Below are 21,851 nucleotides of genomic sequence, written 5' to 3' on the forward strand. Positions count from 1 at the left end.
TAACTTTCCACTGGGCATCGGTTGTATCAGTCGAGTACATTTTTAAGAAGTTTTAGTCGACCTCAAATAAAATGCACAAAAACTTTTGCTTTCGATGCCCCTTATATAATTTTCAACAAATCATTTTTAAACAGTTTCTTATTTATTCAAATTAATTGATAAGCTAAATACTTATAGTGAGATCGTGGACGACGCAGAGGATGATGTAGTGAATGAAAAAAATAGAACTTAGATGTAATAGTTAAAACTTGATTACCCCCGCTGATAGATGTGATCATTTCCATCGTTTCCGGATTCATTCCTTCCATGGAAAAACACCTTCCGCCGGGAATGAAGAACAGATGGAATCCATTCATGCCGAAGATTTCTCCGGCCATGCCGCCAACGCTCGACGATCCATTTGCACCTAAACCCAAAGATCCGGTGACTTCAGGGGGAAACAAAGGAACAAAAGTTATACCTCCAAAGAGTAAAGTTCTTCAAAATCTCAATCATCTGGTGGAATACAAAGGCGCCAAAGTCCCGGTCTATCGTGGTGGAAATAGCTTTAAAATCAGACCCAGTGATATAAAAGTCGATCCCTCAACTAATTTGGTCAAAACAACTCATGGTTTATCGGTTGACATAAATCCCAATTCTATTTCTAAATTTGGCGGAGCTTATGAAATAAAATCAATTCCCGATGGACTGAAAATTATTCAAAGGGGAAAGAACCCGGAACATTTCGAAATTGTTCCGGCATATGAAATGCCTGAAGCAACATTTCAGTCTCTTCTTGACAAAATTAAAACAGAGTTCAAAAAGTAATTCCTATGCCTGTTTTTGAAATTTTTCTTAAAGATGATGACGAAAGGTCAGAATACGAATCGCTTAATAAGGGTTTTAGAAATGATGTTTATATAAAGGTTGATAATAAGTACTATAATGTTTCTGTCTACAACATTGTGAGGTTACAGCAAGACTTTGAAGAAGAGAGCAATTCGTCCGGATACTATTCAATGGAAGCTAACCTCATACTTGTTAATGAGGTTACTAAGCCCGAAATTGTATTTACGATTCAGAAGTTGGTAGATGAGAAATATTTTCACAAACTAAAACCAATTGATTCATCAAATATTATTGTACTTGATCTCAAGAAAATCTTTTGAAAACGCTATTGCAACAGGGCGAATTAATTATCAATACAGTATCCGTCTCCGAGGTAGTGTCTTAGCCCCCATATTACTGGACACTTTTATTCAAAAGGTTTAGGTTTAAAGGTAAATTAATTTCATGCGCAATAAGATCAGCCGTTAAGCAAAGGTCTCCCTCGTTGATCTTGTCAAGGCCATTGCAGAGCGATGGATCTTGATTTTGTTTTTCAAAGGATTCCATCGGCCTTGACAAGATCTCGCGCGCGGGTTGTGGCTTAACGGCTGATCTTAATGCCAAGCCGAGCTGCCATTTTTCTTGGGGCGTGATGAAGTCAATGCTGCGATGCCAGCGGCGATTGTTGTAAAAGTGAACGAAGCGTTCGATGGTTGATTTTGCTTCGTAAAAACTTTCGAACTCGTATTTGTCGATCACCGTTTTCTGCAGGATGCTATGCCATGCTTCGATGTATGAGTTGTCTTCGGGCGTTGCCGGATGTGAGAACTCCTGGATCACTTCAACAGTGCGCAAAAAGTTCTTGACAAGATTTGCGATGAACTGCGGACCGTTGTCGTTACGGATAATAACTCCTTTGATCCCGTTGCGCTGATCAATGCGCCGGAGCAGTTGGATCACATCGTGCTTGCGGATAGAGCGTTTAAATATATGACCAAGAGCTTTCTTGCTGTACACGTCGATCACCGTGAGCAGATAGTAATTCCTTTTTTCTCCTTCCACCCAAACGTACTTGATGTCCATGCTTAAATACTCCAATGAGTATGTTGCGTTGATCGTGCGGAACTTCACGAACTGCCGCTTGCCACTCGTGCGGATCGTCTTATTGAGCAGCAGATTATTTTCATCCATGAGCCGGTAAACTTTTTTGTGATTGATGATGTACTGCTGCTGCAATTCGACGCTCATGTATTCATACCCGTAAGAGTCCATGAACTCAATACCAAGTGTACGCTTGATTTCCTGCACAACGGTTTCGTTACTCACCAATTCACCATCGCGTGTACACGTATGCGTACTTGGTTTGCGCCCCGCAGAGTTTTCTCCCGGCTTGTAGTAATACACGCTGCGCGGAATCGAGCACCATGTGCACATGCGCGATACCGATACGCTGTACGCATACACGCTCATGACCTCTTTTTTTTTAAGTAGTCGATCGGCGCATGCTTGAGCAGTTCTGTTTTGAATTCGATCTCAAGCGCCTGCTTGGCAACGATCTTTTTCAATCGCTCATTCTCTTCTTCAAGTTTTCTTACTTCCGGATCTACACGGTGATAATTCCGTTTCAACCCTTCCATTCCTTTGGAGAGATACTTCTGCTTCCAGCGTTGAACAAGAGAGGGAGAGAGATTGTACTTGCGGCACGTGATGGATTGTCCTTCACGATCGCATTCCTGAATAATCGACAAGCGTTCTTCAGGTGAAAATTTGCGTCTGGTTTTTGACATGGTTTCCTAATTTAGTGTGACAAAACTGTTTTTGCAATTTTGTCCAGTTCATTAGGGGGCTAAGACAATGTTGCATCCATTCCAAAAATGTCTGCGAACCTTTAGAAGCATTTGCAGATTTACTTAAGCCGATAAAGTTAGGTTCGTAATTTAAGATTTGCAATTGTTGCTCTTCTGTTAATAATTCAAATCCTTCCATTCGGGTAATTCTCTCCATTGAAACAATGTGGTCAGCCTCTAATACTCCATCAATAAATTTACCTGGTAAGACAGGATCTGGAGAACCTTTTACATGCCCTTCATTAACCATATCTCTTATTTCGTCTGTTGGTGTTCCTTTACGGAGTTTGCTGTACAATTGATTTGAAATCTTGCGTTCACCAAATCTTGCGCCTCCTCCTGCACCTTCCGCCTCAGTTTTCAACGCATCATACGTCTTTCCTTCCGCACTCGTCCCTTTAGGCAACTTATTCAATACATTCTCCAGTTCGGTAGCATTACCGGCTTCTCCAAGCAAACGTTCAAGATCTTTCGCATCTTTCACTTTCGAAAGCATTCTTTCCAATTGAGCTGCATCATCTACTTTCGAAAGCAGTGAGGTGAGCAGTTAACGCCAAGTATTTCTTAACCGGAGCTTTGTAATCAGGGTCATTAAGGATTTCCTCCGAAACAAGCATTTTTTTAATTTCACTCTCAAAATTTATAAGAGCAAAGGTCTTTTCAAAAGAATCTTCAGAAATTTTATTCATCTATAACCTACATTCTCCAGGAATCATAATTCAACGGATCAGCCAGATAAATGCCAGTCATTCCATGGCTGATAATAAGATCCCTAATTGAGTCATTACAAAAAATGTATGTTCGAATTCCATTCACTCTGAATACAGAGCGATCCCTTATGGCCGTCTCCAGTAGAATGATTTTTTTCACTTCATCAATTGTAGGCACTTCTTCTGACGGAATCTCTTTGATCTTATCCGGTGTCCATTTTACAATTTTTTTAGACCCAGAATTCCATGTTTCTGCAATATAATCTGACTTTTCCCAGTTAAACGCATCTACATTCTTGAGGATGTGCATAAGCCAATAGTTGGAATTCAAGCTTTGTCTATCAAAATACAAATTCACTTTGAAAAAAATAGCGTTCATGTCTCCCGAAGATTCTATCAAGGTTTTCAATTCAGAAGAAACAATTGGCAGTGGCATTACACCACTTAAAAGATCAGGAAAGGCAATAGGTTTTTTATCGCAGAACAGGTTAATTAAAGGTGGATCAACTATTGATTCTCCCTTTAACATTAACTCTGCCAGATCTGGTGAATATTCCGCTTTTGTAACAAATGCATTCCCTGGTTTTGTATCACGTTCAAGAATGAAATAATTCACGCTCATTTTTTTCTCAATTTAAGTTCACCTGAATCAAATTTACCAATTATTTCGTCAACCAAGTTATTCACTTTCGTCAAAGCCTTATCCGAATTTTTATCAATCAAAAAGGCGTCATAAATTACCTGAAGTTTAGTTTGTATTAAATTATTGTAAGACTCAGGATGTGGCCCCAAATGCTGGGGTAGTTTTTCCCAAATTTTAATTTCAGGAAACTCCGTCAAAATTCCCGGATTTTCCTTAAGGACATTTGCGTAGGGCTTACTCAATAATGGAATTCCATTTTGAGCCGCACTTTCAATATCAAAACCAATTTTTCTGAGGAATGGGCCAAAAGTCGCATCATTCGCAAAATTAAACTCAATGACGTGATGGCATTGAAACAAGCTTTGAAATTTCTCTGGTATCTTAATTCCAACTTTTTCCATTTCCAAAAAAACATTTACCCTGAAAGCCTTGTTTCTTTTTACAATCTCTACAGCTTCCTTTTCTGCTACATCTGTCGTTTTTTGACCTGCTTTTTTCTTCGCCGCATCCTTCGCCATCTGATCCTCTAACTGTTGCATTTCCGGTGTAAGTGAAATAGGGGGTTTCTCACCTTTCAGGAAACGGAGTATTTCAAACCATTTGAAAAGTACACCCGTAACTACCTTGATACTTCCGTCTACCCTGAGTTGCTTTTTCTGTTCATCGGTAAGCCATGGGGCAAAACTATAGACCCACTCTCCTGCACCGTAAATAATATCAGCAATAATTACAGCATCGAAGAACGGCGCAGCATTTGCCAGTACGACCATTAAAGCTGCAAAATGCTCCGAGATCACTCCAGCAACAGCCATCCATGCCGATCGGAAAGCATTCTGTAGAAATAACCTCATCGCCCATCCTACTCCCAGTTCGGCAACAGAGTCTCCTAAAATGGCAACAAGAGCTTCCGCAACAAGATCAATTAAAAGCCCAACCAGGTAAGCAATAGCTGCAACGATCAGATCTATAAGCACTACAATAAGAAGCACCAATGCGATGATGGCGAGAACAAGAAGAACAATAGCAATCACAATGGCGATGATAGTGAGTACGATCTCTACCACTAAAAGAATGATGTCACCAATAACAGAGAGGATCTGGCGGGCCCAATACGTAGCTTCCCATTCACTTGCTAATTGCTCGGCTTCACTATCAATTGCATCTTTAGCATCTGTTACCATTCCGCGATTTTCTTCCAGCACGTCATCCACTTTTCCTGTGATCTCCGTTTTTCCGTCGATCAATTCCTGTGACCATTGCGCAACACTGTCAGCGGCGGTCTTATCCATTCCCGCTAGACATTGATCAACCGCATCCTTCATTGCATCGGTTGCTTTTGTTCTTGTCTCCAGCAATGTTTTCAGAATACCTGCCTGCGCTTGCGTGGCTGTAGTGGTAAATTCGGTTGATACGGTCTTACAGTTGGATTCAACTTGTATTTTCAGATTGTCGATCAGCGTAACAGCTTTAGTTGAGCAATCATTGTAAGCTGCTGTTTTGAGCGCAACTTTTAACTTGTCCGATTTTCAGGGGAGCTTACAATTCCATACTGTGCATTTTCAAGTTTATTTAATCAACCAATCCCATTGTTGTCCACTCATCAAGTACGTCGAAAAAAGCAACATCTATATCAGGCGCCTGGCTGCTCCACCATATCAAACTCTTCGCGGGAGAAGTTGCAGTATTAAGACACAAATAACCTCCACCACCATTGGAGAAAAGTGTAATAACATCTTTCAGATCAAAATCTATTCTGATGTTCTGAAGAATTCCCCATTCTTCCGTGCTGAGGGGAGTAATAGAGGCAGATGGTAGCGGCCCCATTGCTTCCGAGCCAGCCTGGAACCATCCATCATGTAAACCACTATAGAATTTCTGTAACGGTTCAGGTAGTGCTTGCCATATTGTAGCAACATCTGGTCTTATCTTTTTCTCAAGTGGATTCCGGCCTTCCCTGAAATGAATTTTTCCTTTCACATCAAAGGAGTAAAGAAGTGAAGTTCCATAGTCACTTGCAATAAGTTCTACCTGCTTTAAAAATTCCGTCATTGCCAGAACAGTATTACTCATTTCCTGGTTTGGAAAGCAATTTGTCCAAGTCTCTATGACCTTCTTTTTACGTTCATCCTGATCCGATATGTTCAATATACTTTTCCAATTTTCAGGAACTGGAGCTCCCAAAGCGGAGACATTTTCAACAATTCTGAAATTCGGTAATAAACGTTTAAGACGCGTGTGGTCGAACATAATTTATTTATTTAAGGAAATTATCAATCATTCTTTGTATTTCGATTTCGAGTTGTTGTTCACGAATAATCATCTCTGCTCTGAATGTTTCTTCAACATATATGCCTGAACTCTTATGTTGCATCCATTCCAAAAATGTCTGCGAACCTTTAGAAGCATTTGCAGATTTACTTAAGCCGATAAAGTTAGGTTCGTAATTTAAGATTTGCAATTGTTGTTCTGTAAACGTGCGCGCCACGATCGGAATAATGAACATTACCTACAATCTTTTCCGCCTCACACAACTTAAAGTTAAGATCGCCTAGGAAATGAATGCTCGATGAGCAGAAAATGCAATTGGCCAAATTCTAAAAAGGAAATACTTTTTTAATTTCTGAATCCAACGCTTCAAAAAATGTTCAGTGAAAAAATGTCAACAAAAAATAAATCGAAAAATCGGGTTGTTAGAGATGCCCATAATATAGAAGTGGAAATAAATTGACTTCAGCTTACTCGCTTCATAACTTCATACCAAAACTCCGGTTTGAAAACCTGAGTTAGCTCTTTAATCTTCTGGAGCAAGCTTTGACAAAAAATCGGTAAGTGAATTGCTGATTTGAATAGTACCAGAGTGAGGGTCGTCATAATTTTCATGATCCCAAAAATAAATAGAAGCAAAATCTGCCTTGTCGGTACTGAAACAATAATAATTTCCTCCCGGATCAAATGCAAATGGTATGAGATGATGGGGGATTAATTCTCTGAGGTTTGAAAATGCAGAATCAAACGTATCCCTGCCATACTTTACTGATAAGAATTGTTGAACAACAAATATCGAATCATAATGCTTGTACAGATATTTGTCTGGAGATCCTCCGTTGAAATTCAGATAATGTTCTCTGAATTCAGGTGGGAATATAAAATTCAACTTCACTTCTGTTTCCTGCAGATCAACATCACTGACAGGTTCTTTGACTCCTGTAAAATTGTTGTGGTTCATAATACTTGCAAATTTATATTATTTATACTTTACTCCATTAGCTTGCTCATATTGAAAAACTGATCCTTTGTGAGGATATGTTGCTTCATGCGCTTCACGGGTAATTAATTGCATAGTAGATTCACCCGTAGCAGGATTAAAATCATCAAGGTGGTGCCAGGTGTAACCATCAGGTGCTTTGGCTCCTGGAAATCCAGCTGCTTCATTCGCTGCTTTAAAATCTCCATACCTGCCTCCGGTAAGTCTGATTTTTACAATATTCTGCTGACCTTCTACTACTGGATATAAGTAATCAGTACCTGAAAAATCTGGGCCACCATTCTTTGTAACTTTTACTCCCGGAAAACCTTTATCAGCTGCCTTAGTGTGAAAAATAATTTCTTTCTCTTGCAATTGGGAAAATGATTTCCCTTCCACACTCGTTCCTTCCGGCAACTTGTTCAGTACATTCTCAAGTTCAGTGGCATTACCAGCTTCGCCAAGTAATCTTTCAAGATCTTTCGCATCGGTCACTTTTCCAAGCAGCCGCTCCAGTTGTGCCGCGTCATCTACTTTCTACAGAAGGGACGTAAGTAACTCCGCGTCGCCACCAACCATAGGGAGGAAGCGTTCCACTTCGGATGCTTTACCCAGTTTGAGAAGAAGTGTTTCAAGTTCTACAACACTTACTTTTTCAAGCAGCGCCAATACTTCCGTCTCTGTTCCTGCTTCAAGCAAGCTGCGTGCGAGTGCTTCGTCACCTCCGACTTTCGCGAGGATGCGGTCGAACGCGGTAGCTTCTTCGGCCAGGCCTAAGAATTCCATGATCTTCGACCATTCAGTAACGACTATTAATAAAAACGCGAAATATCGTAGCCATGCTTCGTTGCCATGGCGTGGTAGGATAAATTTTTATCTTCATCTAATATTTCAAAAATACTTTCCCGTTGTGACTCATTAAATCTCAAATCCATTTTTGTCAAATCGGCAGACTTGATAAATTTTGGATCGATAAGTTTGTCTAATCCGAGATAATGCAAGCCAATATCCGCAACTGCGTATGATGAAATAATCGAAGGATAAGTGTTTATTTTTTCAAAATCAGTCCTGTCAAGTGACGTTGGAATTTTTATTTCTCCTTTAGAGAAATAAATCTTATTAGGTGTTCTTATAAGATTTTCTGGAAAATCAAGTTCGTCGGGAGTCGGGTATTGATATCCTGTTATTTTCCAAAGATCATCTTCAATTCCCAAAGTATCTACAAAAAATCCTTTTATAAGAACTTCCTGTTTTTGAGTAACTGGCTGATCATATAACCCCTTAAATATCTCGATCAGAATCGAAGACCCATAAAAAACAAAGACCGAGTCGTCATCTAACAGATCTGAGTTAATGCATTGTTTGTGAACATTAAGTAATATTCTTCCAGCAATAAACTTTCCATTACTGATTGCGATAGAAAAAATATCTCCAGCATTTATCTTTTTCTTCATCATGGCATTAAACAAGGATTATGTAATTTCTTATAAAGATTAAACTTTGCCTCGGTGATTCCACTCTGTGCATTTTCAAGTTTATTTAATCCACCATCTTTCATAATATAGTGCTGTTCCCAAACAGCCGTTTCGTATGTTGTCCATGATCCTGACTCCGCCATTCGCCAATAATATCTTCCAGTTTTCCAAGCAAGTTTTTTGGAGTCTTTTAAATGCTCCGCAAAACGTTCGGCAATTGTTCGGTCAGTCTTACCCACATATACAATCCCATCATTGGCAGGATTGATTATTTCATAAATATAAGAGTTTCTTTTTGTTAAGTCAGCGAATGCAGAAGTCTTGTTGTGAGTAAGGACACCTCTATTGCCTACAAAATAGTTACTCGTAATGTTTACTTCAAAATTGTATGTTTCGATTACATTGAAATAACTTTCTACCGCTTCAATTTGGACATCTTTGCCATTCAGAAGCTTTAACTTCATTCCTTCCTTTAATAATAAGGCCGGCAACCATTTTGATTCACTTTCAACCCAGAAATTATGGTTAAAAGTTGATTCAATTGTTTCCCCATCAATTTTTATCTTTATTAAACGATCTGTCCAATTTGAAAATTGGCATGTAATTTTTCTGATTACCAATTCTTCTTTTCCAATATCATAAGCGTAAACTTCGTCTCCAACTTTTAAGTTTTCAATTGCTGTATCTCCCAATGGCGTTTTGACGATGGTGCCAGGAGGGAAACAGAGTGGTTTGTTTGTTCCTAGATCTGCGTACTCAAAATCATTCCATTGTTTACCAGCTAATTCCTGTGCCTTTTTCTTTGCTGCCTCAAGGTCTTCTTCAGGCTTATTCTTATTTCCTTTTGGATTTGTATCATTATTTACAGAATTTTCCCCCGCACCTTCCGCCTCCGTTTTCAACGTATCATACGTCTTCCCTTCCACACTCGTTCCTTCCGGCAACTTGTTCAGCACATTCTCAAGTTCGGTGGCATTACCAGCTTCGCCAAGTAAACGTTCAAGATCTTTCGCATCTTTCACTTTCGAAAGCATTCTTTCCAACTGAGCTGCATCATCTACTTTCGAAAGCAGTGAGGTGAGCAATTTTGCATCGCCACCTACCATTGGCAGGAAGCGCTCCACTTCGGATGCCTTACCCAGTTTAAGCAGAAGTGTTTCGAGTTCTACTGCACTAACTTTTTCAAGCAGTGCTAACACTTCTGCTTCTTTTCCCGCTTCCAGCAACATCCGCGCAAGTTCTTCATCTCCTCCCGCTTTTGCGAGTACGCGATCGAATGCCGTGGCTTCTTCCGTGAGTCCGAGGAATTCCGTGATCTTGGACCATTCGGTAACGACGATGAGAGAAAGATCAAAAAGTTTATCACCTCCTTGCTCCTGTTTCTGACGCATGCTGAGTTTATCGCTCGTGAGAATATCCACAATCTTCACCAGCACATAAGCAACGAACAGATCCATGAACACAGTCATGAGCGCAGACATGAACGCAGTGGCAAGGAATGCCATCAGGTCGGCGATCATAATGCCGATCGCGTCGATGATGAATGTAATAAGTAATTCAAGAATAGTTGCGACGAGTGTACCGAGTGCTTCAGGCAGGAGCGCGATGATAATAATGATCGCAACGATGACAAGAAGAATTATGCCGATCCATTTGAGCAGCCAGAGCAATATGTTGCCTAATTTTTTCAGGAATCCCCAGAACATTGCTCCGAAACTTCTCAAAAGATAAGTTGCCTCATATTCGGTAGATAATTGCAGCGCTTCATCCTTCATGTCAGAAATGGAAGAGGCGACTGCATCATCTCCTTTCTTGATGGTTTCATCAACCTTGTCTTTGATCTCTTTGTAACTGTCCGTAAGTTCAGTCGCCCATTGATCGCCAGATTTCTTTATGCTCTCATCCAGTTTCTTCACATATTCATCGATCACGTCATTCATTCCCTTCAACCCTTTCGCTTCCGAATCATTGAACACTTTTATCAATTTAGCAGAAGTATCACTTGCGCTCTTTACCATTCCTTCTCCTGATTTCTGAGCCGGCGAGATCATGTCATTGTAAGTAGAATCGAGGTATCCGTTCGTGGTAGCAGAACCTTTGCTGAAAATATCTTTCGCCTGTGTAATGAATAAAGGAAGGTTTTTATTAAAGTCCGCTTCTGTCTTTTTGAAAAGGGCATAACCCTTATTGAAATATTTCTTTGCGAGTTTATTAGTGAGTCCCGGTGTTTTAGCATCCGCATCAGCCTCCACTTTGTCAATACTTGCATTGAGGTCAGCAATATTTCCATTCAGCTTATTTTCCGCATCTCTTGCCTGAGCATCAATAGCACGTTTGCCATCACCAACAAGTTTCCTCACATGGTTTGTGGCTTTGAGTTTGTTATCGAGTAATTGATTGATAAGATCTTCAGAATTCTTTTTGAGCTGGTCAAGTGAGCTTGTATCAGACACGGTGATCTGGTCTACAGTATCATCCCGCAGTTTTCTGATCTGGTCAGCGGCAGCATCCTTTCCATCAGGAAGATCTCCATACGCATCTGTATATTCATCTTTGTATTTTTTTACGAGGTCGTCCGAATTATCATTGATGGTTTTTTCAAGTGTAATTTCGTTTTCAAGAAGAGACTTGTTGGTCTCATTAGCCATATCAGAAATGTTGGTATTGATCCTTACACTTCTCGGGTCGGTTGCATAACCATCAATTATCTTTTTTGACTCTGCATTTACTTTTGCGATCTGGGCAAAGGTTTTGTCTCTTGCCATCTTGAGCAAGTCAGCCCTGTTCTTTTCTGCTGCCTGTACATATTTGTTACCAAGAGCGACAACTTCAACTTGTTTATCCTTCGTCTTTTTATCCAGTTCTTTTAACTTGGCATTTGCATCAGCTTTTACCTTGGCGATAGCGAGTATTCTTCCGCGTACAGTGTCGGTATATGCTTTCCTGACTGCCAATCTTATTTTACTTATTGTTCCATCGAAAAGAAGATTGACGGAATTCAATGTGGCTTTAGCCTTTATGTCTATTGCAAGTTTTTCCGCTTTGGCCGCTGATCTTATGATTTGAATTCCAGCATTTCCCGAAGCAGAAATCCTGTTTTTCACCGCACCTGCCTCTGTCTTGAATTTATTCAGTTCACTCTCTATATAAGGAGTAGGCTTGTGTTTCTTCCCAACCGGGGATTGAGGTTTGAATTGCTGCGGTTTCTTTTTGACCGGCACAAATACATTCTGCTTCGTTCCAGTTTTACTAATTGACTTCTTGATCTGCTTGCCAGCTTTAATGGCTTTACCTTTTATTTTCTTTTTCGTTTTGCCTTTCCCGGTTTTTTTAGCAGCTTTCTTCTGATCTGCTAAATTTTCCTTCCGTTTTTTGAGAGCCTCGCTTGCTGATTTTGTTTTATCAAGCCTGACATTCTTTAGGATAGCAGGATAAACAGGTCTCTGTATTAACGGAGGAGCAACGTATGTTTTGTCTCTAACCTCCTTTTTCTTTGGAGCATCCGGTTGCCTCATCACTTCCCTGTTCACTCCATCCTTCTGCTGCACCGTATGCGTCAACTCATGTGCAAGCAATTCTTTTCCCTGGTGCGAATCGGGATTATAATTTCCATTCTTGAAATAAACATCCTGTCCGTGCGTGAACGCTTTTGCATTTATGTTTTCGCTCATGTCGTGCGCATTCGCTCCCGTGTGAATGTTCACACCGCTGAAGTCGGCGCCCATTTTTTCTTCCATCGCGCTCTTCGTATGCTCCTCCATTTTATTTCCACCGCCTTTACTGCTTTCGAGTGAGTGCTGGAAATTTTCGGGCACGGTCGTTACATTGCCTTCCGCCTTTTTGTAAACGCTGCCGGGGTTTTCTGCCAGACGCTGCACCTTTATTTCACTTCCGCCCGCTACTGCTTTTCCGGTTGCTTCGGCTTGCTTTTCATGTGGATCGTCGGGATGAGAAATTTCCAGCTTCGCCTGAACGGGTGCGTTCTGCCTGCGCACAATTTCTCTGCGCCGCTGCAGGTACCAGTCGTCCTGCAGCGATGAACGGTCTTCACGCTTGTGAAGAAGTTCTTTCCCGATCCCCATTGATCAAAAATTATTCATACAGAAAATCATTTATCAGGGAGTCCTGCTGTCTTTGGCATATTCGATCCTTATGAAACGGCTGATATCAGTTGCATTCAACACATGATCGCCGCGCTTGGTGGCTTTCACACAACTTGCTTTTATTACGTTGGCAATTCCCGCACCGCTCAATTCAAAATGAGCAAGCTTGGAAAAACTGATATCCGTTGTGTATTCAAATCCCGGCGGAATACTCTTTTCCCATATTTGAATTCGCTCTTCCGGTTTGGGAAAAGGAAAATGAATGAGCGCCTGGAATCGCCGCGTGAGAGCCGGATCAAGATTATGTTTGAGGTTGGTTGCAAGAATACAAAGCCCTTCGTGTTCTTCCATTCGCTGCAACAGGTATGACATTTCCAGGTTGGCCCATTTGTCTTTTGAATCGCTGATGCCGGTTCGCTTGCCGAAGAGAGCATCTGCTTCATCGAAGAAAAGTATCCAGTCTTTGCTCTCGGCACGATCAAAGAGATATGCAAGATTTTTTTCTGTTTCTCCAATATATTTTGAAACGATCATGGAGAGATCAATCCTGAACACATCTTTCCCGTATTGTTTGCCAATCAGTTTTGCAGTGAATGATTTTCCGGTTCCAGGCGGGCCGTAAAATAAAACCGGGAAACTTTTGTTGATCTTTCCCCCCGTTCGTTTTATTACTTCTTTTCCATGTGCAACCCAATCCATCACATCGTCAATTTCTGTTCGCGTAATTTTGTTCAGTACAAGTTGTTCCCAACCAAGATTTGTCGTTACCCATCTTGCCGGAAAAGATCTTCCGAAATCAGGTCGGGGTCTTCTTCCGTGAAGGAGATAGTCCACATATTCTGTTGCAAGATCGATGAGGGAATTCAGACGATTTCCAATGCGAACGCGTTCATCGACTTCGCGCAACAGAATAATCTGTTCTTTCATCAATCTTCCGCGATGAATAACTTCCTGTTCAGAAACACGCCATGCTGCAGGATCGGTGTCCGCACAAAGGAGAAATAAGGTTTGAAGTGTCGGATAATAATTACCGGAAAATGGGTCGAGATAATATCCGAGAGTGGAAGCTTGTTTTTCCCCTTCGGAAAGTTTTGAGACCCGTTTGATAATATTTGCCGGACTGTAATGCGGTTCCAGTGAAAGCAAAAGCAATATCCGTTCTGTTCTGCTTAAACCGAGCGACCCTACTAATCTTGTGAAGGGGCAATCAGGAAGAGCGTCGGCATCCCAGCCAAATTCGCCCTGGTTTGATTTTTCAAAAAGGTTTTCAATCCATGCATATTCTTTTTCAAGTTGTGCATTGTTTCTTTCCAATCCTTTTGTATTGAGAAGGCCATCGGAATCAAACATCGGCTCTTCCGAAAAAAACACTTCAGGCGAATCTGCTATTTTCATATTGCATAGAATAAGTGCATTATAAAAATGAAGAATATCGCAGACAACTTATCGGACAAAAAAAACGGCCGGAAGAGAGTTATTCCGATAAACCCCTGAATACTAAACGTTGATTATCAATTCTTAGTAAAGAGCGGGGAAGAGCATTTTTTACAGCAATAGAAAATAATTTCGGATGAAATTTTTCAGTAGTGTATCAGTTTGAGTCGCAACACCGGTCTGTGCCAGGTTAGAAAACGCTGACACCACTTCAAACTGATACGCTACCAATTTTTCACCTACTATGGCAACACGGATACAAAAAATTCACTGTAACAACCGGAACTATTTTCGAGAACACGAAGATCAAATTGAATCTTTGGTTTGAAGCGATCTTCGTTATCACAGCGCACAAGAAAGGAATTAGTTCACATCAATTGGCAAAAGACATTGGATGTTCACAGAAAACAGCTTGGTTCATTTTACACCGTGTTCGTGAAATGCTGAAAGATAAAGCACCGGAACTTCTCACCGGTGAAGTCGAGATTGATGAATCTTATTACGGTGGACTTGCGAAAAACAAACACGCAAGCAAGCGTGGTAAGAATGACACTGGAAGAAGTTTGATAAGTAAGACACCGATTTTCGGAATATTGAAACGTGGAGGAGATGTTTACGCAACTCCTGTTTCTAATGTGGATTCAAAAACTCTCATTCCAATTATGGTAGATCGTGTCGAAGAAGGCGCAACAATTTACACGGACGAACATAAGCCTTATAGAAAGTTGAAAGGCTTATACAATCATGCGGTGGTTAAACATGGCAACGGTCAGTATGTGAATGGGGTCGTTCACACGAACACGATTGAGGGCTTTTGGAGTCAATTAAAGCGTGGTATCAATGGAATCTATCACCATGTTACGCCGACTCATTTGCATCGCTATTGCTTTGAGTATTCTTATCGTTACAATACACGCAAGATTACCGACGTAGAGCGGTTCAATAACGTATTGGCGAAATGCGAAGGACGTTTGAAATGGGATGAATTAACCGGCAAAAATCCTGAGGCGTAATTTTTTTCACTTCCTTTGTCCCAAGATATTAGTCATCACCATAATTAATAATATTCAAAAAGGCACTTTGTCCCGTGATGATATATAGTAAAGTATCACACCCGTGCTTGCATCCCGAAAATAACGGATCTTCCCCGTCCTTGTTCTTTTTGAATTCGACTTCATCATCCTGACATTTGTTCCATTCGAATAAATGGCGTAGAAATGCCCCTTTGAAAAAAGTTTTTCAAAAATCTGAAATGTTGCAGAGACCGGGCTCAGGTGAGAATTATCAGGAGGATAATTGGGCAGCAGATCTGTTATAATAACACCCCATTGCAACTGAACTGAGTCTATGAAATTCATATAGTTTTCCTTTGCCGCTGAATCTGCATGAAAAGTATTTACCACGCTTTTCCACTCATCCCTGCTGAAATAATAAGTAATTGTTGTATCAGAATATAGTCGGATGACGATAGGTTTTTGAGGCATTGCATTCAAGACAGGAATTCTTTTTTTCAATCCGGAAGCTGAAAGCGAAAGTCCACAAAGAAAAAGAAAAAAGAAAAAAAATGACTTTCTTATTAACATAAAAGACCGATACATTCAGGAAACATAAAACAAAACTGCAGGAATTCATTCTGAACGCAATTGCTGTTTCGGATATATGTAAAAATACAACTTCACCTTCATTCATAGATAGATGCTCTTAACATTTACCCGTCAACTTACCCCTGACTGGCAAAACTCTTACTATTGGCGATATGGCGGAGATCGAAATAAAAGCCATGACAAACGTTGGCATTCCTAAAGATATAGCAACGGGGTGGGTAGTTAAAGGGCTTGAGGATCTCAAAATACAGGGTGTAGAAAAAATTACAAATATTCCATGGAACGGGTTAAATAAATAAAATACACAGTCATGAAAACTAACCAGGAAATACTCGATGAGTTTGGACAAAAAGTGATCAAAGAAGTCTTTGACAGGCAATACAAATTTATTGTCAATAAGGTTGAAGATTTGGCGGAAACAAAAGAGTACAAAAACCTGTTTCAAAACATGACAGATATTCAAAAAAAAGAAATAGAACATTACACTTACCATAAAATATCGGGTACACTTTTTGACTTTCTCCGGGTGCTAGAGGAAAACGAAGAATTCAAACTGTACTATGAAAATGGAGGGCAAAAAGAAAACCTAGCTGATATCAGTGAAATGCTGAAGGCTGAACCTATAATTGAAAATGGATGGATCAAACGTTTCAGTAAGTTTGCAGACAAGATCAATTTTGATTTGTAGAACGGAGAAGCAATGTATTGCAGGGAGGAGTATGGCTTGATTGCATCAAGCCATTAAATTTATGAAGACACGAACGACATCATTGGTTTAGCAAATAATTTAAACGCGAGAGATTTCTCCCGTTTTTCGTTTACTCAAATTAATTGTCTGTGCTGCCATCAATGGCTTCGTCATGCTTCCGCAATTCATTTCTTAGTACGAAACTATTTCAGCCATGAAAGACGAAATGCCGCTATGCGCGATCTGATGTTTTTCTCCTTTCCATTGCAGGTGCTCTTTTTGATTTAGCTATTGTTGCAAAAGGATTGAAAGTGCTCGAAGGTCCGGCAAAAGCTCTTGCTGCAACGGGAGATGTTGTCGAATTTGACAAGGCGCTTCAAACTGCGAAACAACTCGAACAGATCGACGCGAAGCTTGCCGACAGAATTGCACTGGCGTCAAAAATGCGCACAGGATTTAATGATGCCGCAAAGAATTTACTTACACATCTTAAAGTCGCTAATCTTGGAGGAATAGCCACTGAAATAGGGAAAATGGCTTATTACTCCATTCGTGAAGGGCTTGCAAGTTTCGATCAGTTCTTAATTCTGATCAAGGGCTCCTATGTAAAAGCGAATCTCTTAAAGGTGACAGCGAATTTCACTCCTGAACAATTAGCCATGATCAAGAAGGCATGGCAAGAGGGTTTACAAAGCGCAGAGAAGGGAGTGGTTTATTTGGAAGGAATCTGGCTCCTTACTTAAAATCGTTAACCATTCAATAACACGTTGCTTTAGCTGCGTGTTTTGGCCTGAAGGTACGAGCAGAATTTCCCCAAGTCCAGCGATTTTCATTTTAGTTATTCCATAATTTTCATTCGCCTCGAGTACGCAAAGGATAACCGCACCATCTGGACAACACAGCACATTCATCATGTCGCTTTAACTGCGCAGTATTTACAGTTCTTACAAGCAGAACAGTTTGCTGAGCCAGTGCATTTACGAGTGCTGAGGTCTATAGTTGCGAAAATGCTGAGCAAGAAAAATAAGGTTACGTTTTTCATGATAGATTTATTTATTTGAAATATTTTCGCTTCCGCTACCTATCTCCTGCAAAAGTCGAAACTAAAAATAAAAGAAATAGAATTGAAAACACAATCTGCGCAGTTTCATAGATTATCCTTTCTCAGCGGAAAATTTCAAATCCTTATACTTCAGTTCATTTAAGACAATGATTTTGTCTGTAGGGTCAAATACAAATTCAACACGTACAAAACAGCTTTCGTATTTTCCCCTTGACTGCCTGAAGCAGGTCATCTTTACCCAAAAATCAAGTGTCTTTGTATTCGATTCATCTTTCTTAAATAAGAAAGCAGAATCTAAAATATCACAGTTAGGGGAAATAAAATCTTTACTGTTTTTCTTGTAAACCGAATCAACTTGTAACACACTAAGGTCATTTACCAAAATATACCTATTTACATGCGAAGCAAAGTAATTCGTTGCTTTAAATTTTCCATACGCAACGTCGCTATAATAATTCCTGACTATCTCCATCAAAATTTTTCCTTCTGGGTCCTTCAGGATTTTTGAATAGGTGGTATTAGTAGGGTTAAAATAGGATTTGATATTGTTAAATCCGGTCTTTATTTCATTTGCTCCTTGACAACCGTATTTGCAAACTCCTGTGGCAACAATGCCTATGGCTACAATTACTGAACCAATAGCAAAAGGCCAATTGTTTTCAAGGCGATTCAACATGCGCCTTAAACGAGTTGTTTTTCCCTTCGATTTTTTCTTCTTGATGGCTTTAGACATTTCAGCTTTTTCATTACTTGCGGTCTGCGAAGTATCTTCGTTGGATTCCATTTTGCATAAGGATTTGAGACTCTATTAAAAAAATAGCTGATGAGCACTCTATTTAGATATTGGTAATTTTCAAAAATTTACGACCTACATTAGTTTGAAGTTGAACAAAATGAATCCAGTCACTTCATCCCCTCCCCCCACCTGCTCACTGCAATATTTCCGGCAATATGTTCAGGGCACGATTCCGTTGCAAGAAGGATCTTGTTTTGCACTACGCATCCGCAGGAAGAGCAACTCATGTTTCCTGTGCGCGTACCGATCGTTGTTCCTGCAGATGCAGGCGCAGAAAAACGCTGGAGGTTTGAAACCGGATCAACGAGGTTGGGACATGAAAGGCACGCGTCTTCTCTCGTCTTCAGTTTTTCTTTTGAAACGGTTGGGAAACCGGAAACAGCCCATCGCATTAATGCTTTTCCCGCCTTGGAAATAAGCTGGGCATTCGAAAATGAATTCTTTGTTGTTCCGTTTCCCGGAGGATTATTCAAAAGATCATACAGAACAGGAATGTTATCCTTACTCAAGAGAAGTCTTCGCATGTAGCCGGAATTTTCCACCGCAGATTCAAGCACTCTTTCCGGAACTGGTTCATCAAGTCCCAGCATGTATGCAAATGCCTGGCACTTGTCGGCAATTGTGTTACCTGTAAGTTCAGGATTGCTTTCATTGGCACGAAATGAATTTCCGGAAAAGGAAGTGGTTGATCTTTGCTTCTGAAGATTTGTTTTTGGAAAAAAATGCTTCATCCCAGTTCCACTGGCGTTTATATTTATGGATATCCTCGGTTTACTGCAATTACACATTTCCCGGCAGTTCTTGATTTTCGATTATTGTTTTCACAAAAAACACAGAAAGAAATCTGTGGCCGGAGATCCGGGCATTTTTATTTACAAACTCAGCGAAAACATCTTTCACCAACAGATCTGAATCTCCTGCCCCTATCCTGAGCTCCTCTCCAGGAAGTTCAAGTATGTATCCCAGTTGTTCTTTTGGAGTTCCCTTATTAATGACGCTCTCCCTGAGAATTCCATCCAGGGTCAATAATGGGAAATCGTTCTTTTCATTCATGAAGTAAAACTATTATTTCATTGCTGCGGAAGAAAAATCTCAGCATGCGCTTTATTCATATCACAATTGCCGCTGATACCATCTACTTTCCCTTTATCCGTGTATTGCCAGATGGTAAATTTATTCCAGCCATGCGGAAGTGAAGGTGCGGGAACATTACGGTACTGCGCTAACCAGAGCGGCATATTTCCGAATTGGTGATTCGCCGGTAAGTTCGAATCAAAGAAAGGTTTGTAGCTATAGATGAACACGCGTAAGTGTCCGTGCGCCTGCATACGCTGAAAAAAATTAGTTATCCACTCCTCCACCTGTTGTGTATTTAATCTCTTCTCATTTGTTTCAATGTCAAGAACTGGAGGTAAAGTAGCAGGTGATAAGGTCTTCAATACAGCATCGAAATAGTCGGCTTCCGCCTGTGCATCCTTAACAATATCAAGAGAATTCAGCGAAGCAAAATGATAATAACCGATTCGCAATCCTGATTGAAGCGCACCGGCACCAAAATTTTTCGCTTGCGGATCAGTGTAACCCACTCCCTGCGTTGCTTTAATATAAGCGAACCTTATCCGCGGGTGCGAAGATTTTACTTTATTCCAATTGATGTTACCATTATTGTGAGACACATCAATTCCCAATAGTTCTTCAGTAAGGCTTATGGAGTTCATATTGATTTATTTTATCAGGAGACTTTTTTCATGAACCATTCGTCAAAGCGGATGACCTCATATCCGGCAGGATTCCAATAATAATTCTCTTTCGCTTCTGAAAGTAACCGGATCTCCGCCTTGTGTATCGGCAGAATTTTTTCGAAGCTGCAATTCTCTCTTACAAGATTCTTCATGATTTTGGTGATCACATTTATTCTTATTTCTTGTTTATCTATTCCATGCCGGTGAAGCATTTTGCGGAACGCTTCCAACTTGTAGTTTGCAAGATCAGAAGCTTTCTTTTCCATCATAATGAGCAGATCGAGCATATAAAATCCGGGGATCCAATCATCTTTTTCGCGTGAACTCTCGTTTTCCCGATTGAGAACGTAGGAACTTTTTTCAATGTCCCCCTGCTTGAACAACAGTGCAGCTTTAAGCAATTGAATACGTGAAGATATTTGCGGATGATTTTTTGATTTGATCAAACGATGATTCTGCACGATACTCAGTATTTCCGTTGCCCGGTCAAACTTTTCGTCACGGAATGTTGCGAAAAAAAGAATGATGTATGCATGTAATTGATTTATCATTCCCGGCTTGAAAAGATCGACGGCTTTCTGCGCAAATTCCGTTGCCAATCCATAATCCCGCGTATTGAGATAAATATTAGCCAGCTCCATATTTGCACCTGCAAGGTTTGAGATTGAAAGAACCACATGATCTTTTTCGAACGCATCAACAAGTAAACGGGCATACGATTCCGCCTTTTCAAAATCACGTGACGCTGAAAAATAATTGATCGCCGCCAGATTTCTGAACATATTGATTCGGGAGGATTTTGTAGAAGAACTCAGAGCGGAGAGTTCATTCATCACTTTCCTTCCTTGTTCAAGATAATCCGGCAGCGATTTTACACCCATTAAGCGCGGGTTCGTCAATTCGTAATGTTTTTCTTTTGCGATCAGAACATCTCCCAATGAACGGTAATTGCGTTCAATGGAATTGTTGAGTACTGTAAAAGAAGAAATGTTTCCTTTCAATGCATTGTGATTTCTTATCAGATCTTCTATCTGTAATTGTTCTGCGTAAAGCTGATACTTGAATGCGATCTTAGAAGCTTTGTTCAAAATATCCATTGACTCCTCGTAGACACCGCGGCTCATCAGAATTTCACCTTGTATCAGACTTCTTCTGCATTCAAAAGTCGCCGCTGCATACGGAGTACTGAACTTCGAAGTACATTCCTGCATCAGTAATACAGAAAGTATATCAGCTTTAAGCCGTTGCTTCAGATTCTGAAAAGAGCTTCCGGGATTGGGATATCCGAGTTCTTTTGCTACATCGTTCTCATCTTTGGAACAACGCTGAATCAGGATGTCAAATAATTTTCCCCTCTTGAGGGAATCAGAGTTGCCCTTTATTCTATAGAAATTTTGTACAAGCCGGATTTCTCCAAGGCTCATACTTTCTGAAATTGTGATCAGCCTATTCATAATTTCAATTAATTAAGACGTTATGTAATTCTTTTCCTACATCTAATAGAGTTTGAAGTTCATTTAATCTACTTCGGAGTAATCCCAAGGATCACTTGCTAATTGTGAAACAGGAAAAGTGTTCGCGTTAGGGGCGACACCTCCGAGGCCCTTGCTCCGGGAGCAAGGACATTTTGAAATAATAAAACGCATGAAAGCAGGGGTTAAAAAATTATTCTGGTGGAAAAGCGGGAGTGTTAAT

The 21,851-nt window shown here is 40.3% G+C and carries 25 protein-coding genes and 1 pseudogene; 6 read left to right on the top strand and 20 right to left on the bottom strand.

Annotated elements, in window-relative coordinates; genetic code table 11:
* Positions 1-306 precede the first annotated feature (306 nt).
* Both HY064_14335 and HY064_14340 read left to right on the top strand, forming a co-directional pair.
* Entirely contained in the window at positions 307-807 is a 501-nt protein-coding gene (locus HY064_14335) for a hypothetical protein (protein MBI3511836.1), read from the top strand.
* 5 nt (positions 808-812) lie between these two features.
* On the top strand, positions 813-1,148 hold the full coding sequence (locus HY064_14340; GenBank protein ID MBI3511837.1) for a hypothetical protein: 336 nt from the start codon (positions 813-815) through the stop codon (positions 1,146-1,148).
* A gap of 289 nt (positions 1,149-1,437) precedes the next feature.
* Here HY064_14340 and HY064_14345 read toward each other — a convergent pair.
* From HY064_14345 to HY064_14410, 14 genes and pseudogenes are all read right to left on the bottom strand, one after another.
* Positions 1,438-2,277 (bottom strand): annotated as a pseudogene (locus HY064_14345) (IS3 family transposase).
* A complete protein-coding gene (locus HY064_14350; GenBank protein MBI3511838.1) occupies positions 2,274-2,594 on the bottom strand; it encodes a transposase in 321 nt (106 codons plus the stop codon). The pseudogene HY064_14345 and the gene HY064_14350 overlap by 4 nt, the downstream one beginning before the upstream one ends.
* The gene (locus tag HY064_14355; protein ID MBI3511839.1) at positions 2,563-3,150 is read right to left on the bottom strand and encodes a hypothetical protein; all 588 of its coding nucleotides are present in this window, start codon (positions 3,148-3,150) and stop codon (positions 2,563-2,565) included. Before HY064_14355 ends, HY064_14350 begins: the two co-directional genes overlap by 32 nt.
* Positions 3,151-3,169: 19 nt before the next feature.
* A complete protein-coding gene (locus HY064_14360; protein ID MBI3511840.1) occupies positions 3,170-3,343 on the bottom strand; it encodes a hypothetical protein in 174 nt (57 codons plus the stop codon).
* 7 nt (positions 3,344-3,350) lie between these two features.
* Positions 3,351-3,986 (bottom strand): hypothetical protein, encoded by a 636-nt coding sequence (locus tag HY064_14365; GenBank protein MBI3511841.1) that lies wholly within the window; start codon positions 3,984-3,986, stop codon positions 3,351-3,353.
* Positions 3,983-5,296: an AHH domain-containing protein gene (locus HY064_14370; GenBank protein ID MBI3511842.1), complete on the bottom strand. Its 1,314-nt coding sequence runs from the start codon at positions 5,294-5,296 to the stop codon at positions 3,983-3,985. Before HY064_14370 ends, HY064_14365 begins: the two co-directional genes overlap by 4 nt.
* Positions 5,297-5,576: 280 nt before the next feature.
* Positions 5,577-6,077 carry a hypothetical protein gene (locus HY064_14375; protein MBI3511843.1) on the bottom strand — a complete coding sequence of 167 codons (501 nt, stop codon included), beginning with the start codon at positions 6,075-6,077 and terminating at the stop codon, positions 5,577-5,579.
* A 184-nt stretch (positions 6,078-6,261) separates the two neighbouring features.
* The gene (locus tag HY064_14380; GenBank protein ID MBI3511844.1) at positions 6,262-6,492 is read right to left on the bottom strand and encodes a hypothetical protein; all 231 of its coding nucleotides are present in this window, start codon (positions 6,490-6,492) and stop codon (positions 6,262-6,264) included.
* Between the two features lie 306 nt (positions 6,493-6,798).
* A complete protein-coding gene (locus HY064_14385; protein MBI3511845.1) occupies positions 6,799-7,233 on the bottom strand; it encodes an SMI1/KNR4 family protein in 435 nt (144 codons plus the stop codon).
* Positions 7,234-7,251: 18 nt separating this feature from the next.
* Positions 7,252-7,767 (bottom strand): HNH endonuclease, encoded by a 516-nt coding sequence (locus HY064_14390; GenBank protein MBI3511846.1) that lies wholly within the window; start codon positions 7,765-7,767, stop codon positions 7,252-7,254.
* 21 nt (positions 7,768-7,788) lie between these two features.
* The gene (locus HY064_14395) at positions 7,789-8,037 is read right to left on the bottom strand and encodes a hypothetical protein (protein MBI3511847.1); all 249 of its coding nucleotides are present in this window, start codon (positions 8,035-8,037) and stop codon (positions 7,789-7,791) included.
* Positions 8,038-8,063: 26 nt separating this feature from the next.
* Positions 8,064-8,708 carry a hypothetical protein gene (locus tag HY064_14400; GenBank protein ID MBI3511848.1) on the bottom strand — a complete coding sequence of 215 codons (645 nt, stop codon included), beginning with the start codon at positions 8,706-8,708 and terminating at the stop codon, positions 8,064-8,066.
* Positions 8,705-12,808 carry a DUF4157 domain-containing protein gene (locus tag HY064_14405; GenBank protein MBI3511849.1) on the bottom strand — a complete coding sequence of 1,368 codons (4,104 nt, stop codon included), beginning with the start codon at positions 12,806-12,808 and terminating at the stop codon, positions 8,705-8,707. Before HY064_14405 ends, HY064_14400 begins: the two co-directional genes overlap by 4 nt.
* A gap of 33 nt (positions 12,809-12,841) precedes the next feature.
* On the bottom strand, positions 12,842-14,224 hold the full coding sequence (locus HY064_14410; protein MBI3511850.1) for an ATP-binding protein: 1,383 nt from the start codon (positions 14,222-14,224) through the stop codon (positions 12,842-12,844).
* A gap of 350 nt (positions 14,225-14,574) precedes the next feature.
* Here HY064_14410 and HY064_14415 point away from each other — a divergent pair, with 350 nt between their 5' ends.
* A complete protein-coding gene (locus tag HY064_14415; GenBank protein ID MBI3511851.1) occupies positions 14,575-15,276 on the top strand; it encodes an IS1595 family transposase in 702 nt (233 codons plus the stop codon).
* A gap of 54 nt (positions 15,277-15,330) precedes the next feature.
* Here the strand turns inward: HY064_14415 and HY064_14420 are convergent, their stop codons facing one another.
* Positions 15,331-15,777: a hypothetical protein gene (locus tag HY064_14420; GenBank protein ID MBI3511852.1), complete on the bottom strand. Its 447-nt coding sequence runs from the start codon at positions 15,775-15,777 to the stop codon at positions 15,331-15,333.
* Between the two features lie 242 nt (positions 15,778-16,019).
* Here HY064_14420 and HY064_14425 point away from each other — a divergent pair, with 242 nt between their 5' ends.
* The 3 genes from HY064_14425 (at position 16,020) to HY064_14435 (ending at position 17,298) form a co-directional block, all read left to right on the top strand.
* Positions 16,020-16,166 (top strand): hypothetical protein, encoded by a 147-nt coding sequence (locus HY064_14425; protein MBI3511853.1) that lies wholly within the window; start codon positions 16,020-16,022, stop codon positions 16,164-16,166.
* A gap of 11 nt (positions 16,167-16,177) precedes the next feature.
* Positions 16,178-16,555 (top strand): hypothetical protein, encoded by a 378-nt coding sequence (locus HY064_14430; protein ID MBI3511854.1) that lies wholly within the window; start codon positions 16,178-16,180, stop codon positions 16,553-16,555.
* A gap of 305 nt (positions 16,556-16,860) precedes the next feature.
* The gene (locus tag HY064_14435) at positions 16,861-17,298 is read left to right on the top strand and encodes a hypothetical protein (protein ID MBI3511855.1); all 438 of its coding nucleotides are present in this window, start codon (positions 16,861-16,863) and stop codon (positions 17,296-17,298) included.
* A gap of 411 nt (positions 17,299-17,709) precedes the next feature.
* Here HY064_14435 and HY064_14440 read toward each other — a convergent pair whose 3' ends face one another.
* The 5 genes from HY064_14440 to HY064_14460 form a co-directional block, all read right to left on the bottom strand.
* The gene (locus tag HY064_14440) at positions 17,710-18,402 is read right to left on the bottom strand and encodes a hypothetical protein (GenBank protein ID MBI3511856.1); all 693 of its coding nucleotides are present in this window, start codon (positions 18,400-18,402) and stop codon (positions 17,710-17,712) included.
* A 119-nt stretch (positions 18,403-18,521) separates the two neighbouring features.
* Positions 18,522-19,145, bottom strand: coding sequence for a hypothetical protein (locus HY064_14445; protein MBI3511857.1), 624 nt, complete (start codon positions 19,143-19,145; stop codon positions 18,522-18,524).
* Between the two features lie 49 nt (positions 19,146-19,194).
* Complete coding sequence (locus tag HY064_14450) at positions 19,195-19,467, bottom strand: hypothetical protein (protein ID MBI3511858.1); 273 nt, start codon at positions 19,465-19,467, stop codon at positions 19,195-19,197.
* A 17-nt stretch (positions 19,468-19,484) separates the two neighbouring features.
* Positions 19,485-20,132, bottom strand: coding sequence for a glycoside hydrolase family 25 protein (locus tag HY064_14455; GenBank protein ID MBI3511859.1), 648 nt, complete (start codon positions 20,130-20,132; stop codon positions 19,485-19,487).
* A 14-nt stretch (positions 20,133-20,146) separates the two neighbouring features.
* Positions 20,147-21,280 carry a hypothetical protein gene (locus tag HY064_14460; protein ID MBI3511860.1) on the bottom strand — a complete coding sequence of 378 codons (1,134 nt, stop codon included), beginning with the start codon at positions 21,278-21,280 and terminating at the stop codon, positions 20,147-20,149.
* Positions 21,281-21,851: the final 571 nt, after the last annotated feature.

The sequence above is a fragment of the Bacteroidota bacterium genome, assembly GCA_016194975.1.
Classification (GTDB): Bacteria; Bacteroidota; Bacteroidia; order Palsa-965; family Palsa-965.